We start from the raw sequence: 16,998 nt of genomic DNA, 5'->3' as shown, positions 1-16,998 counted from the left end.
GAGGGTCGGGAACCGTACCGGACGTATGCACCAGTTGGCCCTGATTCATGACTTGATGAGTTGGGTTGGCAGGGCTTCGTCCGGCCCATGGGTATTCACGAGTCAGGAATGCGAGCACCGGTGCAGATGACGCGGCCTCGTCGTACGGGCAAGCAGGCGGCCTCCGGCAAAGGCGTGGAACACACACTCGGCACGCCCGGCCCCCCTCATCCCGCTACGTCCGGTGTTCCCGCCACGTCCGGTGTTCCCGTCGGCAAGGGGCGCCCTACCCACGTGCGTACCCGGCTGATTCTCGCCGTCGCCGTCGTGGCCGCCGCCATCGCCGGGGCCGGTGTCCCGTCGGTCGTCACCGCTTCCGGGGAGCTCAGCGACTCCCAGGACCTGGTGACCCTCGCCGAGCAGACCCAGGACGCCCTCTCCCTCGCCCACTCGCTCGCCGACGAGCGCGACGAGGTGACCTCGTACATCGCCGCCGGGCGCGCCAAGTCCAAGGCACCCTCCGAGCAGCGCAGCGCCCGGGTCGACCGGCAGGTCGAGGAGTTGCACAGCGACACCGACGTGCCCGCCTCCCTGCGCAGTGACCTCGACGGCATCGCGGCCGTCCGGAGAGCGGCGCTCACCGGCAAGAGCAGTGCTCTCGAAGCGCATCAGGCCTACTCGGCCGCCATCACCGACCTCCACCGGCTCGCCGAGGACCTGGCCGAACAGATGCCGCCCCGCGCGGGCTCCGGCGCGTACTCCCTCGCCGAGCTGGACTCCGCCGTCCAGCAGGCCGCCGCCGCCCGCGGGCTCCTCCTCGCCGCCCTCAACGTGCCGACGACGACGCAGACCGTCATCGACCCCATCACCGGCCTGTCGACCACCGAGACCACCTCCTCGGCCGCCGACACCAAGCTGCGCGACGCCCTCAGCACCGCCGCCCAGCAGGCCCGCCTGCGCTCCGACGCCGCCCTCGCCGACTTCCAGGACTACGCGCCCGCGTCGGCCAAGGCGCGCTACGACTCCACGGTCACCGGCCCCGAGATCAACTCCGCCGAGAAGTACCTCGCCGCCCTCACCGACCAGCCGACCCTGACGAACGGCGAACTCGGCACCAGCGCCACCAAGGTCGACGCCGCCCTCTCCGCCCGTATCGACGCGATGCGCGGCGCCGAGGCCGCCCTCTACGACCGCCGGGTCAAGGACCTCGCCCAGCTGCGCGACGACGACGTCACCGCGCTGGAGATCCGCATCGCCCTCCTCGGCGCCCTCCTGCTGCTCGCCGTCGGCATCGCCACCGCCATGGCCCGCACCCTCACCCGGCCGCTGTCCGTGCTGCGCCGCGGCTCCGCCCGGCTGGCCGAGGCGGCGGACGCCGGCGCCGAGGAACCCGTCACCTTCACCGGCCGCAACGACGAGTTCGCCCAGGTCGTCCGCTCCGTCAACGCCCTGCACGCGCACGCCGTCGCCCTCGCCGACCGCGTCACCACGCTGGAGGCCGACCGCAAGCACCTCGTCGGGCAGCGCCAGAAGATGGCCGATGCCCGCGAGCAGCTCAAGACCGAACTCGCCGAGTCCACCTCCCAGTTGGCGCGGGTGCGCACCAGTATCTCCGCCACCTTCGTCAACCTCGCGCTGCGCACCCTCGGCCTCGTCGAGCGGCAACTCGCCGTCATCGAGGGCCTGGAGGAGCGCGAGCAGGACCCGGACCGGCTCGCCACGCTCTTCCGGCTCGACCACCTCGCCACCGTCATGCGGCGGCACAGCGAGAACCTCCTCGTCCTCGCCGGCACCGAGCATGTCCAGCAGAGCGCGGGACCCGTCCCGCTCGTCGACGTCGTGCGCGCCGCGGTCAGCGAGATCGAGCGGTACGAGCGCGTCCGCATCGCCGCGCTGCCGCCGCACGCGCACGTGGCCGGCTTCGCCGCCGACGACCTGTCCCACCTGCTGGCCGAACTCATGGAGAACGCCACCTCGTTCTCGCCGTCCGACCTGCCCGTCGAGGTCTCCGGCTGGCTCCTGGAGAGCGGCGAGGTCATGCTCTCCGTCCAGGACGAGGGCATCGGCATGACCGCCGAGCGCATGAGCACCCTCAACTCCCGCCTCGCCGACTTCGACTCGGAGGCGCCGTACGAGGCGTACGACACCTCGGGCTCCTCGGGCTCCTCGGGCTCCTCCGGCTCCTCCGGCTCCTCCGGTGGGGATGGTGAGGAGGGGATCGGCCTCGGGCTGTACGTCGTGGCGCGGCTCGCTCATCGGCTCGGCGTGCGCGTGCAGTTGCGCGAGCAGAAGCAAGGGGGCGTCACCGCTGTCGTCGTCCTGCCGAAGGGGTTGCTGGCCGCAGCGCCGTCCGCGGCCGTCCCGACGGATTCTTCGTCGCCCGCGGCCGGCGGTACGCACTCCTTCTCCCTGCCGGATGCGGACGCGGAGGTCAACTCCAATGTGCTGCACGGCCGTTCGGAGGCGGGCGACCCCCTGGTCGCGCTGGCGGAGAAGGCCGTGAGCCAGGCGGAAGCGGCAGCAGCGGCAGAAGAGGCAGTAGCGGCGGAAGAGGCAGTAGCGGCGGAAGAGGCAGCAGAGGCTGTACGGGGCGAGATCGAGCTCCCCGCCGAGACCACCATGGAGCTCCTGATCCCGGAGCCCCGGGAACCCGAGCCGGAATCGGCCGCGGCCGAGGAGCCCACCCCCTCCACCGATCCCTACAGCATCGGCCCCGACAGCCACGAACGCGTCCCCGACCAGCCGGAGCCCCTGGTCACCGACAAGGGCCTCCCCAAGCGCACTCCGAAGATCACCGCCCCGGCCCCGGCCCCGCGCCGGCGGACCGGGTCCGTCGACGCGGAGGCGCTCCGTCGCCGCCTGGGCGGCTTCCGCCGGGGGGCGGAGGCGGGCTACCGCGACGTAGAGGCGGAGATCGCCGAACAGACCGGCGAGCACAAGGCACCCGCCAGGGAGCCCGCATCATCCGAAGCAGCCACGGGGGGCACCGTCGAGGAGGCAAGCAGTTGACCGCGCCCAGTACCTTCGGACTGAGCCGTGAGGCCCGCAATCTTCACTTTCTGCTGACCAATCTCGTCGAGGAGGTGCCGGGCATCCAGTCGGTGGCCGTCGTCTCCTCCGACGGCCTGCTCCTGCTCTCCTCCGACGCGGCCCACAACGCCGCGGCCCGGGAGGCACGCGACGAGAAGCTCACCGGCCCGCGCGGCTCCTCCGCCGACCTCGCCACCATCGTCTCCGGCATCGGCAGCCTCACCATCGGCGCCGCCAAGCTGATGGATTCCGGCGCGGTGAAGCACACCATGGTCGCCATGGACGAGGGCAGCCTGTTCGTGATGTCGATCAGCGACGGCTCGCTGCTCGGTGTGCACGGTGCCACCGACGTGGACATGAGTGTCGTGGCATACCACATGGCGCTGTTCGTGGGCCGGGCCGGTCATGTCCTGACACCCGAACTCCGCAGCGAGCTACGGCAGTCCCTTGAGCACGAGAACGAGGGGCACGGGGACAAGCACAAGGGCAAGAGCGAGTCGACCTCGACGGGGAGTACCCGATGAGCGGCATGAGCGGTGCGCCGAGAAAGCTTCCCGTGCGCGGCGCCGACCGCAAACCCGCCCGTGTGCGGCCCTACTCGCTCACCGGCGGCCGTACCCGCTTCGGACACGTCCTCCTCGTCGAGACCTTCGTGGCCAGTACGGAGAGCACCGCGGCGATCGAGGCCGCCGAGGAGCGCAAGGAACTGACGAAAGGTTCCCTCAACGGCCGGGTCATGCCGGAGATGCGGGCCATCGTCGAACTGTGCCGCCGGATGCGCACGGTGGCCGAGATCGCCGCGCTGCTGAAGATGCCGCTCGGCGTGGTCCGCGTGCTCCTCAGCGATCTCGCGGACCAGGGAAAGATCCACGTGTACGGAACAGGAACAGGTCACGGCACGGGCCGGCCGGACCGCGCTCTGCTGGAAAGGGTGCTCAGTGGACTCCGTCGTCTCTGACGCCGCGCGTAGCGTCGTCGCCCCGTTCGCCGAGGTCGAGGAGGACCTCAAGTCCTGGCAGACGGACCGTACCCGTGCCCCCATCGCGACGAAGATCGTGGTGGCGGGCGGGTTCGGCGTCGGCAAGACCACGCTGGTCGGCACCGTCTCGGAGATCACGCCTTTGCAGACCGAGGCGCTGATGACCACGGCGAGCGAGGGGACCGACGACCTCACCGCCACGCCGGAGAAGCTGACCACCACCGTGGCCATGGACTACGGCCGCCTCACGCTCGACGACGACCTGGTGCTCTACCTGTTCGGCACGCCGGGCCAGCAGCGGTTCTGGTTCATGTGGGACGACCTGGTGCGCGGCGCGATCGGCGCGGTGGTGCTGGCCGACACCCGCCGCCTGACGGACTGCTTCCCGGCGCTGGACTACTTCGAGAGCTGTGGGCTGCCGTACGTCGTCGCCGTCAACCACTTCGACGGCAGCGAGCTGTTCGAACCGGAGGACGTGCGGGAGGCGTTGACGATCCCGGCACACATACCTGTCATGATCATGGACGCGCGCCGGAGGATATCGGTGATCGAGACCCTCCTGTCCCTCGTCGGCCACGCGCTGGACGTCACCCCCGAGTAGAACTCTGAGCAGAACCCGAGTACCCGAGTAGGAGAACAGCCCCCGCATGCGGAAGATACTCGTCGTCGGAGCCGGCCAGTCCGGACTCCAGATAGCCCTCGGACTCCAGTCGCACGGGTACGAGGTCACCCTGATGTCCAACCGGACCGCGGACGAGATCCGCTCCGGCCGGGTCATGTCGACGCAGTGCATGTTCCACACGGCACTCCAGCACGAGCGTGATCTCCAGCTGAACTTCTGGGAGTCCCAGGCCCCGAAGATCGAAGGACTCGGCGTCTCGGTCGCGGCCCCCGGCTCGCACGACCCGGGCCCGACGCAGCGTGCGATCGACTGGGTGGGCAAGCTCGACGGGTACGCGCAGTCGGTCGACCAGCGCGTGAAGATGGCCGGCTGGATGGAGACCTTCGCGCAGCGCGGCGGACAGCTGGTCATCCACGGCGCGGCGGTCGGCGACCTCGACTACTTCTCCCGTACGTACGACCTGGTGCTGGTGTCGGCGGGCAAGGGCGAGCTCGTCCAGATGTTCGGCCGCGATCCGGAGAGGTCCCCGTACAGCGAGCCGCAGCGCGCCCTCGCGGTGGCGTACGTGCACGGCATGGGCCCGCGCCCGGAGCACCCGGACTACGAGGCGGTCCGCTGCAACCTCGTCCCGGGCGTCGGCGAGCTGTTCGTCATGCCGACGCTCACCACCTCCGGCCGCGCCGACATCCTCTTCCTGGAGGGCATACCCGGCGGCCCGCTCGACGTCTTCCACGGCGTCAAGGACCCGGCGGAGCACCTCTCCCTGACCCTGGAACTCATGGAGAAGTTCGTCCCCTGGGAACACGCGCGGGCCACCCAGGTCGAACTGACCGACGCGGGCGGCGTGCTGTCCGGCCGCTACGCCCCCACCGTCCGCAACCCGGTCGGCCGCCTTCCCGGCGGCGGACTGGTCCTGGGCGTCGCCGACGTCGTCGTCGCCAACGACCCCATCACCGGCCAGGGCTCCAACTCGGCGTCCAAGTGCGCGGCTTCGTACCTCGCCTCCATCCTGGAACACGGTGAGAAGGAGTTCGACGAGTCCTGGATGCGGGCCACGTTCGATCGGTACTGGAACACCGCTCAGTACGTCACCAAGTGGACCAACGCGATGCTCGCCCCGCCGCCGGAGCACATCCTCAACCTGATCGGCGCCGCCGGCCAGCTCCCACCCGTCGCCGACCGCTTCGCCAACGCCTTCGACGACCCGGCCGACTTCGAGCACTTCTTCTACGAGCCGGCGAAGACGGAGGCCTATCTCGCCTCGGTGACCGGGGCCTGACGGGCTTCTGAGCAGCCGGCCGATCGATGAGTTCCGGGTCGTGCGATGAGTTCCGGGTCGCGCGGGGGTCATAGCTTGCAGGATCGCAGGCAGACTGACGCGCTCGTACCCGAAGGAGACGCATGGCGAAGCTCATGTACTCGATGATCACCTCGCTCGACGGCTACGCCGAGGCGGCGGAGGGCGGCCTCGGCACCGGGGCCGAGGACCAGGAGGTGCATACCTTCATCAACGACCTCTTCCGTCCCGTCGGCACGTACCTCTACGGCCGGCGGATGTACGAGACGATGGTCTACTGGGAGACCGCGCACACCGAGCCCGACCAGCCGCCGCACATCCTCCAGTACGCCCGCGACTGGCAGGCCGCGGAGAAGATCGTGTACTCCACGACGCTCGAGTCGGTGTCCAGCGCGAAGACCAGGATCGAGCGGACCTTCGACCCGGACGCGGTGCGCAAGCTCAAGGCCGAGGCTGATCACGACCTCACCGTCGACGGCCCGAACCTCGCGGCCCAGGCGATCGCGGCCGGCCTGGTGGACGAGTACCACCTGTTCATCACCACGAGCGTGGTCGGCGGCGGCAAGCGCTTCTTCCCCGACGGCGTACGCCTCGATCTCGAGCTGGTCGAGGAGCGTGCCTTCGACAGCGGACTGATCTACGCGCGCTACCGGACCCGCTGAGCCGCGGAGCGTGATGTCTCAGCCCCGTGCCGCCCGGTGTGCGGGGCGTCCGGACGTACGGCTCCCAGGATCGGGTACGACGCGATGGGGGAGACCTTGATCTTCTCGCCCGTGCGCGGCGCCTGGACCACCTTGCCCTTGCCCAGGTACATCGCCACGTGGGTGGCCTCGGGGAAGTAGATCACCAGGTCACCCGGTCGCAGCTCGTCGAGCGGGATCCTCGGCAGCCGGGCCCACTGCTCCTGGCTGGTGCGGGGGATCGGCGCCCCCGCATCGCCCCAGGCCTCGGAGGTCAGGCCCGAGCAGTCGTACGACTCCGGGCCCTCCGCGCCCCACTCGTACGGCTTCCCGAGCTGCCGTACGGCGTACCGCAGCGCCTTGTCGCCCTTCCGCGACGGCTTGTGATCGTCGCTGAGCGCGCCGGACGCCATGAGCGCGTCCTGCGCCTTCGCGATCCCGTTCTTCTCGAACTCGGCGATCTCGGCGAGCTGTTCGGCGCTGAGCGAGGCGATCAGCTGCTCGACGTCCGCGAGCCGCTTGCGTACGTCGTCCCGCTCCTTCTTCCGCCGTTCGGCGAGGGTGAGCTGGTCGTCCAGGGCCCCCCGCGCCTTGCGTGCCAGTTCGTCGGCCTTCTTCTCGCTGCCCACCATCCGCCCCACCGTCTCGGCCCGCTCGCGCGCCACCTGCCCGATCACATGGCCCTGTTCGAGCGCGTGCTGCGGGTCGCGGGCGAGCAGCAGCCGTACGTACGAGGAGATGTCGGTGCTGCTCTGGTACTGCTGCCGGGCCAGCCGCCCCGCCGCCCTGCGGCTGTCGTGCAGCGAGAGCCGGGCGCGGGCCAGCTGGGTGTCCAGGCGCTCGGCCTCGGCGCGGCGTTGCTTCAGCTTCTCTTCGGTGGCGTTGTAGCTCTCGGTGGCCCGTTCGGCCTCGCGGTACAGCCGCTGAAGGTCCGTCAGCAGTTGGGCGACGGGCCGCTGTCCGGGTTCCCGGGGCTCGGGTGCGGCCGTGGCGGGCAGGGGTGCGAGGACGGTTCCGGCCGCGATCGCCGCGGTACAGACGAGACGGAGAAGCCTTCCTGACACTTCATCACCTCCGATGCGGAGCAGCCCTTCCGCTCCGCATCGTGAGCATGGGACGTGCGCGGGAGGTGCGCGCGCGGGTGTGCGCGGTTCGGCGCAACGGCGTCACCCTTGGGTGTCGTCGGGGTTGGCGTCCGGGTTGGCGTCCGGCTTGGACCACGGCCACTTGAGCTTGCTTTCCTGCCGCCCCTGGGGGTCGTACTCGTACTTCCACCCCTGCTGAAGCCCGAGTCGCTTGCTGTGTCCGCGCGGCACCCGGTGGTAGACGAGCACGGTGGGCGGGCCGCCGGCGGCGTCCGGGACGGGGATGCGGTACGTCTTGGGCGGGTGCCCGGTCGGTCCCAGCAGCACGGGGAGCACGCGCCCGTCCATGGGCCCGCCCTCGAAGGGGGTGTCTTCGCTCTTCACGGCACCAGTGTCAGCCATCCGCCGCGAGGGCCTCGACCAGTGCCGCCGTCTGCGGGTCCCGGCGGGCGGTGACCGAGAAGGCCGCCACGAACTGCTCCACGAGCCAGTCCCGCAGTTCGCCGGCGGGCGGCTGCTTGGCCTCGTCCAGCCAGATGAGGGAGGCCGCTTCGACCGCCGTGATCCACATCCGGACGGTCATCCGCAGTCGCGGGCCCGGCTCGGCGACCTCCAGGTGACGCATGATGTGCTCGGCGGCGGCCCGGCGTACGCCGTCCACGATGGCCGTCGTACGGGACGTCTCGACGACGCTGCCGCCCTGGAGCAGGGCGCTGAAACCGGTGTCGTGCTGGTCGACGAAGGCGAGGTAGCGGTCCAGGGCGCGGGCCAGGCGGGGGAGGAGGGGGCCCCGGCGGGGTTCGTCGAAGCACTGGTGGAGTTCCTCGGCGGCGGACCTGAGGGCGGCTTCGTACAGCTGCTGTTTGCCGCCCGGGAAGTACCGGTACACCAGGGGCCGCGAGACCCCGGCCGCCTCCGCCACGTCGTCGAGCGACACCTCCTCGGGCGCGCGGTGCGCGAAGAGGGACAGCGCGGCGTCCAGGAGCTGACTCCGACGCTCCTCGACGCTCAGGCGGCGGTAGGCGGGGGTGGCGGGGGTCATGGGTGCAGCGTAATCGTCTCGGTCAGCACCCCCCGTCGCACGACGTGAGCGCGAGCGCTCTCCACGGCATTGTTGGCATTGTCCGGCTTTCACAGCCTGCCCGCCCCGCGCGTGAACACTTGTGTACCGTCGGCTTACGGCTTGGAAACCGTGCCCTGACCGGCCCGCCCGTAGCCTCACACGGCATGACGGGGAACGTATCGACCACCCACCGTTTGACCAGCGCCCACCGTTTGACCAGCCTTCGACGGTCCGCCCTGCCCGGCTGGAACTCCATCCGCGGTCGCATGGCCGTCGTCCTGGCCGTCCCGACCTGCCTGTTGCTCGCCCTCATCGGGCTCGGCGTCGCCGACCGCGTCGCCGAGTGGTCCGCCGCCCGCGAGACCGAGGCGCACGTCGGCGTGCTGCTGCGCGTGCAGGACCTCGTACGGGAGGTGCAGCGTGAACGCGGGCTGACCAGTGGGTTGTTGGGCGGTGCCGAGGCGTACCGGGACGACGTGCGCGAGCAGCGGGGCCAGACCGACGAGGCCCGCGAGAAACTCCGCGCCGCGCTCTTGGACGAACGCGGCGGGCTGCCGGGCGCCACCGTCTCCGCACTCGACGCCGCCGAGACCCCCCTCGCCGCCCTCACCTCGACCCGCGTGGCGGTCGACGCCGGCACCGCCGGCCGCACCCCCACCCTGAACGCCTACACCAAGGCCGTCACCGCCCTGATCGACGCCGAGTCCGCCGGCGCGCCCGACGGCGACCGCGGTATCGCCGAGGGCGTGCAGGCCCTCCAGTCCCTGGCCCGGGCCACCGAGGCGGTCGCCCTCGAACGCGGTTCCCTCAACGGCGTGTTCGCCGCCGGGCGCTTCCGCTCCGGTGAGTACCTCGACTTCACCGAGCTCCGTGCCACCCGCGTCGCCGCCCTCGGCCAGTTCCGCCAACTCGCCGCCCCGGACGAGGAGTCCGCGCTCGACAAGGCCTTCGCGACCGCCGCCGCCCGCCGCGCCACCGGTTACGAGCAGCAGGCCGAGCGCGGCGCCGACGGCTCCGCCCTGTCCGTCGATCCCGCCCGCTGGTGGGCCGACATGACGACCCTCGTCGACGATCTGCACGGCGTGCAGAAGCAGGTCGGCGACGACGTGCGGGCCCGCGCCGAGGACAGCGGAGGCGCGGCCACCCGGGAGCTCGCCGGCTTCCTCGCGCTCGGCGGGCTCATCCTCGCCGTGGCCTGCGCGCTCGCCGTCATCGCGGCCCGCTCCATCGCCCGTCCCCTGGGCGCCCTCGCCGACGAGGCGGACGCGGTGGCCGGGACCAGGCTGACCGCCGCCGTCCGGCGCATCCAGGACGCCGACCCCGACACCCCGCTCCCGCCCGAGTTCGAGCGGCCCGAACTGCCGGGCAGCGCACGGGAGATCACCCGCCTGGCGGCCGCCCTGCGCAACGTCGAGCGCACCGCCGTCGACCTCGCCGCCGAACAGGCCGTGCTGCGCCGCAACAGCACGGAGTCCCTGGCCAGCCTGGGCCGCCGCAACCAGGCGCTCCTCAGCCGCCAGCTCGGTCTGATCACCACCCTGGAGAGCCAGGAGCTCGACCCGGACGCCCTCTCCGAGCTCTTCGAACTCGACCACCTGGCCACCCGCATGCGGCGCAACGCCGAGTCCCTGCTGGTGCTGGCCGGCGAGGAGTCCCCGGCCCGCGTCTGGCGGGGCACGGTCGCCGTCCACGAGGTCGTGCAGTCGGCCGTCTCCGAGGTCGAGCAGTACCAGCGCGTCGCCGTCACCGACGTCGAGCCCTGCCGGGTTCGCGGCCACTGCGTCGCCGAACTCTCCCACCTGCTCGCCGAACTGGTGGAGAACGCCCTGATGTTCAGCCCGCCCAAGCAGCCCGTCGAGGTCTACGGCTGGCGGGATGGCGGCGAGTACTGCCTCGCCGTCCTCGACCGGGGCATCGGCATGACCGCCGAGCGCATGGCGGAGGCCAACGCCCTGCTGTCCGGGCGCGGCTCCTTCCTCAAGGCACCCACCCGGTTCCTCGGCCACCATGTCGTCGGCGCCCTCGCCGCCCGCCTCGGCGCCCACGTCGAACTGCGGCCGACCCAGGGCTCGGGCGTGACGGCCTTCGTGGCCCTGCCGGGGGCGCTGGTCCAGACGGTGCCGACGGCCGCCGCCGCGCGATGAGTTCAGCACCGTGTTCATCACCGCCCGCTGCCGGGGGATGAGTTCAGCACCGTGTTCATCACCGCCCGCTGCCGGGGGATGAGTTCAGCACCGCCTTCATCACCGCTCGCGCGATCGGCGCCGCCACCCCGCCGCCCGTGATGCCTCCCCGGTCCGCCGACGCGTCCTCCACCACCACCGCCAGCGCGACCTTCGGCTCCAGGTCGTCGTCGCCCTGTGCCCAGGACACGAACCAGGCATAGGGCATGCCGGCGTTGAGGAGGCCGTGCTGGGCGGTGCCGGTCTTGCCGCCGACGGTGGCGTGCGGGATGGCCGCGTTGGTACCGGTGCCCTTCGTGACCACCTCCGTCATCAGCTTCTTCAGGCGCACGGCGGTCGACGGGTGCATCGCCTGCCGTACGGGACGGGAGCCCGCCGCCGACAGCGTGGCACCGTTCGCCCGGGTCGTCCGCTCCACCAGATACGGCGGCCGCACCTGCCCCCCGTTCGCGACGGCCGCCGCGACCATCGCCATCTGAAGCGGTGTGGCCCGCGTGTTGTACTGGCCGATGGACGACAGCGCCAGCTGCGCCTTGTCCACCGTCGTGTCGAAGGTGCTGCGCGCCGCCGCGAAGGGGATCCGCAGTCCCGGGTCGTTGAAGCCGAAGGCCTGTGCCGTGGCCGTCATGTCGCGCACGCCCACGTCCACGCCGAGCTTCGCGAACACCGTGTTGCACGACCACTTGAAGGCCTCCCGGAGGGAGAGGTCCTCGCAGCCGTCGGACTCGTTCGTCAGACGCGTCGTCGTCCCGGGCAGCCGGTAGGGGGCCGGTGAGTCCGTCGGCGCGTCCAGGTTCGTGATCACGCCCGCGTCCAGCGCCGCCGCCGTGGTGACCACCTTGAAGGTCGAACCCGGCGGATAGGTCTGCCGTACCGCCCGGTTGAGCATCGGCTTGTCCGCGTCGCCGTTCAGCCGGGCCCAGGACCGGCCCACCGCCGCGTCGTTCCCGGACAGCTCGGCGGGGTCGTACGACGGGCTCGACACCAGCGCCAGGATCCTCCCGGTCGACGGCTCGATCGCCGCCACCGCGCCCTTGCGCCCGGCCAGTCCGTCGTACGCCGCCCGCTGCGCGCCCGGGTTGAGGGTCGTCACGACGTCGCCGCCGCGGTTTCGCGCGCGCGTGAAGTCGTTCCACAGTGGGAAGGGCGCCAGCTTCGGGTCCGCGCCGGACAGGACGCCGTCCTCGGAATGCTCCAGGAAGGACGTGCCGTACTCCTGCGAGGCGAAGCCGGTGACGGGCGCGTACAACGGCCCGTCGGCGTACGTCCGTTCGTAGCGGAGCTGCTCGCCGGTGTCCCGGGATCCGGTGACCGGCCTGTCGCCGACCAGGATGTCGCCGCGCGGCCGGCCGTAACGGGCGATGTCGGTGCGGCGGTTGGCCGGGTTGTCGTCGTAGGAGGCGGCCTGGAAGATCTGGATGCGGGTGGCGTTGACCAGGAGCGCCACGAGCAGCAGGGCGCAGAAGACCGCGGCGTGCCGGATGTATCGGGTCACGGGATCACCTGCCCCACACGCTGGTGCTGGTACTGGCCTCGGGCCGAGTCGCTCACCCGGATCAGCAGCGCCACGATCGCCCAGTTGGTGACGACCGACGAGCCGCCCTGCGCCAGGAACGGCATCGCCATGCCGGTCAGCGGGATCAGGCCGGTCACCCCGCCCGCGATCACGAACACCTGGAGCGCCACGATCGAGGCGAGCCCGACCGCGAGCAGCCGGCCGAACGGGTCGCGCAGCGAGAGGCCCGCCCGGTAGCCGCGCTCCACCAGCAGCCCGTACAGCAGGAAGATCGCGGACAGGCCCGCCAGGCCCAGCTCCTCGCCCGCCGTCGCCAGGATGAAGTCCGACTTGGCGGCGAAGCCGATGAGGACGGAGTGGCCGAGGCCGAGGCCGGTGCCGAGGATGCCGCCCGTGGCGAAGGCGAAGAGGGACTGCGCGAGTTGGTTCGGCCCCTGGCCCGCCTCGATCGAGGCGAAGGGGTGCAGCCAGTCCTCGACCCTGCTGTGCACATGCGGTTCCAGCCAGCCGACGGCGACCGCGCCCAGCGCGGCCAGCAGCAGGCCGACGGCGATCCAGCCGGTGCGGCCGGTGGCGACGTACAGCAGGACGACGAACAGGCCGAAGAACAGCAGCGAGGTGCCGAGGTCGCGCTCCAGGATCAGTACGCCGACGCTCAGCAGCCAGATGGCGACGATCGGGCCGAGGACCCGGCCCGTGGGCAGCTGGAGCCGCCAGATCCTGCGGCCCGCGTACGCCAGCGCGCTGCGGTTGGCGGCCAGGTACGCGGCGAAGAACACCGCGAGCAGCACCTTCGCGAACTCGCCCGGCTGGATGGAGAATCCGGCGATCCGGATCCAGATGCGGGCCCCGTTCACGGCCGGGAAGAAGATCGGCAGGGTGAGCAGGACGAGGGCGGCGACGACACACACGTAGGAGTAGCGCTGGAGGACCCGGTGGTCGCGCAGCGCCAGGACGACCACGATGAACAGGGTCACGCCGAGGGTGGACCACACGAGTTGGGTGGGGGCCGCCCGGTCGCCCGGTGTCTCCAGGTCGAGCCGGTAGATCAGGACCAGGCCGAGGCCGTTGAGCAGTACGCCGATCGGCAGCAGCAGCGGGTCGGCACAGGGGGCGCGCAGGCGTACGGCGCAGTGGGCGAGGAATGCGAGCACGCCGAGCCCGGCGCCGTAACCGGCGGCGCCGGGCGGGACGGAGCCGTTCCTGGCGAGGCCGACGTCGCAGTAGCCGTACACCGACAGCAGGACGGCGAGGACGATGAGGGCCAGTTCGACGCCACGGCGCCGGGGGAGGAGTACGGCGGGCGTGGGCGGGTCCGCGGCCCGCACGGCGGTTCCGGCCTTGGTCATGTCCGGGATCATGTCCGGAACCTACCCAAATGGTGAGGCTTGTCTGTCTTCGCTGTCAGCACCAGCGTGGCGCGGGCCCGATGTTGTCGATGAACCGGGCCGGGCCCCAGGCCCAGGTGCCGTCCGTGAGGAGATACCAGAGAGGGTTGCCGTCGACGGTCTCGCCGCCGGTCTTGCAGAAGATCGAGACGACCTCGCCCTTGTGCGCGAACCGGATGATCTGGGAGCCGCGGTTCGGCGCGCTGCGCAGGGCCAGCGTCCTCGCCGTGACGACGCCCTGGAACAGCTGCGGGTCGTTGTCGTCGTCATGGTGGTGGTGATTCCCGTTGCCGTGCGAGTCCGAGCCCCAGTCGTCGCTCGCGACGGCGGGAGTGGCGGTGGCGACCGAGCCCAGAAGGGCGGCGGCGGCAACGGCTATGGCGCAGCGGGAGCGCAGGGACATGGCGAGTACCTCCACAAAGGGGGCGAAGCTGACTTACCGCCACATTAGGAGCGTCAAAGGGCCCCCGCCTGTCACGCTGGTCCATAGGAGAAGCGCCCCATAGGGGCGCGGGGAACTGCGCGACAAGCCCCCACGACGGGTCAGACGGCTGAACCACCCGCACCCCCGAGCTCTCTACCGCAAAGTCAGCACAGCAACAGCCCCGCCACCCACCGCATTGCCAAAAACAAGCCGAGCCCCCAACACCTCCGCCTGCCCCACAGCAATCGTCAACCCCAACCCATGCCCCTTGGAAACCCCCTCCGTACGAAACCGCTGCGGCCCATGCTCCAGCAAATACTCCGGATACCCGTCCCCGTGATCCCGCACCGTCACCACCGCCCCGTCCACCGTCAGCACCACCGGCCCCCGCCCATGCCGGTGCGCGTTCACGACCAGATTCCCGAGCACCCGCTCAAGGCGCCGCCGATCCGTCTCCACCGCCACATCCCGTACGACGCGGACCTCGGTGTCGGTCCCCGACGCCCGCACCACCCGCTCGGCCAGCGCCCCCAGCGGCTCCCTGTCCAGTTCCAGCCGCTCCCGCCCCGTGTCCAGACGGGAGATCTCCAGCAGGTCCTCGGTGAGCGTGCGCAGTGCGGCCACCCGGTCCCGGACGAGTTCGGTCGGGCGGCCCGGCGGCAGCAGCTCGGCCGCCGCGTGCAGCCCGGTCAGCGGGGTGCGCAGCTCGTGCGCCACGTCCGCGGTGAACCGCTGCTCGCTCAGCAGCTTGCCCTGCAAGGACGCGGCCATGGAGTCCAGCGCGGCGGCGACCGCGGCCACCTCGTCCCGGTGCCGCGTCGGATCCTTGGCGAGGGGGTCACCGACGCGCGCGTCCAGGTCGCCCGCGCTGATCCGCCGGGCCACCCGCGCGGTCGCGTGCAGCCGCCGGGTCACCCGGGTCACCGCGAACGCGCCGACCAGCAGGGTCGCCCCGATCGCCAAGGCCGAGGACCACACGATCGCCCGGTCGAGGCCGTCGATGGTGCGTTTACCCTGCGAGTAGTCGACCGCCACGGCCAGCGTCCGCCCGCCGTTGACCGGGCCCGCCGCCCACATCGTGGGGCGCCCGTGGGTTTCGCCGACCATCGTGCCGCGGTCTCCGGCCGCCGCCAGCTCCCGCAGCGGGGCGGGCAGATCCGGGGAATCGACGCCGGCGCCCCACGTCAGCGGGTCCCCGGCCTCGAACGCCGCCGTCGCCTCCGTCAGCCGGGACAGCGCGAGGTCGCGGGTCTGGCCGACGGTCTGGTTGGTGACCGAGACATGTACGAGGACGCCGAGCAGGGCGGCCAGCGCGCAGCACATCACGGTGATGAAGACGGCGGCCTTCACGGCGAGCGTGCCGGTCCACCGGGGGAGCGCGAGCCTCATCGGCTGCTCGCGGAGGGGGAAGGGGACCCGTGGGGCGGGCGGTTTCTCGGGCTGGTGCGCAGCATCTCGTCGTGGGTGAGGAGCATCGCCTTCTGCTGCGGGTCCCAGGTCCACTGGAGCCGGTATTCGTAGCCCGCCACCTCGGACGGCGAGCGGATGATCACGGACCGCCCGGCCAGCTCGACCGCGCTGACGGCGTCGTCCCATTCCATGACCCGCACGAGCCGGTGCTTCTCGACGGTGTAGACGCGGACGGCCGTCAGCTCTCCGGGCAGCTGCCTAAAGCCCAGCGTCAGGTCGGCGCGCCCGTCGCCGGTCAGATCGCGGTAGTGCGACGCGAGGACGGGGCAGCGGCTCCGGTCGCCACCCGTCCCGCAGTCGGCCATCCGGCGGCCCGTCTCGCGGTACGGCGCCTTCGAGCCGTCGTAATCACCCGGAGCGGCGTCGATCTCGGCGCGGACCACCGCGACCGGGTTCACCTTCCGTATGTCGTCGCCCGGTACCGCGATGCCCTTCACGACCGCGGTGTCCACCTCGCCGATGTCGAAGGCCGGACTCGACGCGGGCGTGAGGCTCGGCCACAGCCGCTCCGGGCTGATCGCGGTCGACGTCGGCCCCGCACCGCGCAGCCCGCCCGTGTCGCCGCAGCCCACCAGGGCCGCCAGGGTCGCCGCCAGCAGGGCGACGAAGGCGGTGGCGCGGCGGCGCGGGCGCGGGGGTGACACGGGGCTCGGTGCTCCTGCGGTTCGGGAGGGGCGTGATCGACGACCCCGTGAGCGACAACCTCGCAACCTTAATCTTCCGGAAGTCCTTTTTGCGCATCCCCGGAAGAAACGATTTACTCCGTGAGCTCCTCAAGCAGCCTGGCCGTCGGCAGCCCGGCCTGGAGGTATTCGACGAAGAGCTCGTTGTGCAGGGCCCAGGGCGAGCGCCGGGACCGTATCAGCCCGATCGCCTCGTCCGCCGAGCGCCCCTGCCGGACGAGCGCGTGTGCGATGACCAGGCCCGAGCGGTTGTAGCCGTGATAGCAGCGGACGAGGACCGTGCGGCCGTCGTCCAGCGCGTCGCACGCGGCGCGGGCCAGCCTTATCACGCCCGCGAGTTGGGTGCCGTCCAGCGGCCCGTCGGGAATCGGCCAGATGTGGTGCTCGACGCCGGGGTCGGGGCCGTGCCCCGGCAGCCTCAGCAAGGTCTGCACGAGGTCGAACTCGTCCTGCACGACGGCGAACTCGACCTGCCCGGAGTGCCCCCTGAACTCGTGACCGCCCATCCACAGGCCGGGCACGATCTCGTTCCACGGGCTGTCCGGAGCGGGTACGTCGGGTTGTTTCCTGCGCGTCCGCAACGGCGCCTCCCCAAGCCC

Annotated in this window: 16 protein-coding genes; 7 read left to right on the top strand and 9 right to left on the bottom strand. The window is 71.5% G+C overall.

All coding sequences use genetic code 11. From position 1 onward, the window contains the following. Positions 1 to 108 precede the first annotated feature (108 nt). From AB0I77_RS08595 to AB0I77_RS08570, 6 genes are all read left to right on the top strand, one after another. Entirely contained in the window at positions 109 to 2,988 is a 2,880-nt protein-coding gene (locus tag AB0I77_RS08595; protein ID WP_363281655.1) for a nitrate- and nitrite sensing domain-containing protein, read from the top strand. Then, positions 2,985 to 3,533 carry a roadblock/LC7 domain-containing protein gene (locus AB0I77_RS08590; RefSeq protein WP_363281654.1) on the top strand — a complete coding sequence of 183 codons (549 nt, stop codon included), beginning with the start codon at positions 2,985 to 2,987 and terminating at the stop codon, positions 3,531 to 3,533. The genes AB0I77_RS08595 and AB0I77_RS08590 overlap by 4 nt, the downstream gene beginning before the upstream one ends. A gap of 5 nt (positions 3,534 to 3,538) precedes the next feature. Then, a complete protein-coding gene (locus tag AB0I77_RS08585; protein WP_363282060.1) occupies positions 3,539 to 3,967 on the top strand; it encodes a DUF742 domain-containing protein in 429 nt (142 codons plus the stop codon). Continuing rightward, complete coding sequence (locus tag AB0I77_RS08580) at positions 3,948 to 4,589, top strand: ATP/GTP-binding protein (protein ID WP_363281653.1); 642 nt, start codon at positions 3,948 to 3,950, stop codon at positions 4,587 to 4,589. Before AB0I77_RS08585 ends, AB0I77_RS08580 begins: the two co-directional genes overlap by 20 nt. 46 nt (positions 4,590 to 4,635) lie before the next feature. Beyond that, positions 4,636 to 5,889 (top strand): styrene monooxygenase/indole monooxygenase family protein, encoded by a 1,254-nt coding sequence (locus tag AB0I77_RS08575; protein ID WP_363281652.1) that lies wholly within the window; start codon positions 4,636 to 4,638, stop codon positions 5,887 to 5,889. A 122-nt stretch (positions 5,890 to 6,011) separates the two neighbouring features. Further along, entirely contained in the window at positions 6,012 to 6,569 is a 558-nt protein-coding gene (locus tag AB0I77_RS08570) for a dihydrofolate reductase family protein (RefSeq protein ID WP_363281651.1), read from the top strand. On the opposite strand, the gene AB0I77_RS08565 is transcribed toward AB0I77_RS08570, so the two are convergent. The 3 genes from AB0I77_RS08565 to AB0I77_RS08555 all read right to left on the bottom strand — a co-directional run bounded on the left by AB0I77_RS08565 (position 6,554) and on the right by AB0I77_RS08555 (position 8,714). Then, positions 6,554 to 7,651, bottom strand: a complete 1,098-nt coding sequence (locus AB0I77_RS08565) for an NlpC/P60 family protein (RefSeq protein WP_363281650.1) — start codon at positions 7,649 to 7,651, stop codon at positions 6,554 to 6,556. The genes AB0I77_RS08570 and AB0I77_RS08565 overlap by 16 nt on opposite strands. Before the next feature lie 102 nt (positions 7,652 to 7,753). Continuing rightward, positions 7,754 to 8,074: a hypothetical protein gene (locus AB0I77_RS08560; RefSeq protein WP_363281649.1), complete on the bottom strand. Its 321-nt coding sequence runs from the start codon at positions 8,072 to 8,074 to the stop codon at positions 7,754 to 7,756. Continuing rightward, positions 8,067 to 8,714, bottom strand: coding sequence for a helix-turn-helix domain-containing protein (locus tag AB0I77_RS08555; RefSeq protein WP_363281648.1), 648 nt, complete (start codon positions 8,712 to 8,714; stop codon positions 8,067 to 8,069). The genes AB0I77_RS08560 and AB0I77_RS08555 overlap by 8 nt, the downstream gene beginning before the upstream one ends. A gap of 233 nt (positions 8,715 to 8,947) precedes the next feature. On the opposite strand from AB0I77_RS08555, the gene AB0I77_RS08550 reads away from it, so the two are divergent. Further along, on the top strand, positions 8,948 to 10,879 hold the full coding sequence (locus tag AB0I77_RS08550) for a nitrate- and nitrite sensing domain-containing protein (RefSeq protein ID WP_363281647.1): 1,932 nt from the start codon (positions 8,948 to 8,950) through the stop codon (positions 10,877 to 10,879). 58 nt (positions 10,880 to 10,937) lie between these two features. On the opposite strand, the gene AB0I77_RS08545 is transcribed toward AB0I77_RS08550, so the two are convergent. The 6 genes from AB0I77_RS08545 to AB0I77_RS08520 all read right to left on the bottom strand — a co-directional run bounded on the left by AB0I77_RS08545 (position 10,938) and on the right by AB0I77_RS08520 (position 16,980). After that, entirely contained in the window at positions 10,938 to 12,413 is a 1,476-nt protein-coding gene (locus tag AB0I77_RS08545) for a penicillin-binding transpeptidase domain-containing protein (RefSeq protein ID WP_363281646.1), read from the bottom strand. Then, entirely contained in the window at positions 12,410 to 13,783 is a 1,374-nt protein-coding gene (locus AB0I77_RS08540) for an FtsW/RodA/SpoVE family cell cycle protein (RefSeq protein WP_363281645.1), read from the bottom strand. The genes AB0I77_RS08545 and AB0I77_RS08540 overlap by 4 nt, the downstream gene beginning before the upstream one ends. A gap of 55 nt (positions 13,784 to 13,838) precedes the next feature. Further along, positions 13,839 to 14,225: an SH3 domain-containing protein gene (locus AB0I77_RS08535; protein ID WP_363281644.1), complete on the bottom strand. Its 387-nt coding sequence runs from the start codon at positions 14,223 to 14,225 to the stop codon at positions 13,839 to 13,841. A gap of 174 nt (positions 14,226 to 14,399) precedes the next feature. Next, on the bottom strand, positions 14,400 to 15,635 hold the full coding sequence (locus tag AB0I77_RS08530) for a HAMP domain-containing sensor histidine kinase (RefSeq protein WP_363281643.1): 1,236 nt from the start codon (positions 15,633 to 15,635) through the stop codon (positions 14,400 to 14,402). Further along, a complete protein-coding gene (locus AB0I77_RS08525) occupies positions 15,632 to 16,360 on the bottom strand; it encodes a hypothetical protein (protein WP_363281642.1) in 729 nt (242 codons plus the stop codon). Before AB0I77_RS08525 ends, AB0I77_RS08530 begins: the two co-directional genes overlap by 4 nt. A 113-nt stretch (positions 16,361 to 16,473) precedes the next feature. Continuing rightward, the gene (locus tag AB0I77_RS08520) at positions 16,474 to 16,980 is read right to left on the bottom strand and encodes a dual specificity protein phosphatase family protein (RefSeq protein WP_363281641.1); all 507 of its coding nucleotides are present in this window, start codon (positions 16,978 to 16,980) and stop codon (positions 16,474 to 16,476) included. Positions 16,981 to 16,998: the final 18 nt, after the last annotated feature.

This window comes from Streptomyces sp. NPDC050619, from assembly GCF_040654815.1.
In the GTDB taxonomy this organism is placed as follows: Bacteria; Actinomycetota; Actinomycetes; order Streptomycetales; family Streptomycetaceae; genus Streptomyces.
This window is presented reverse-complemented; position numbering and strand designations above follow the sequence as displayed.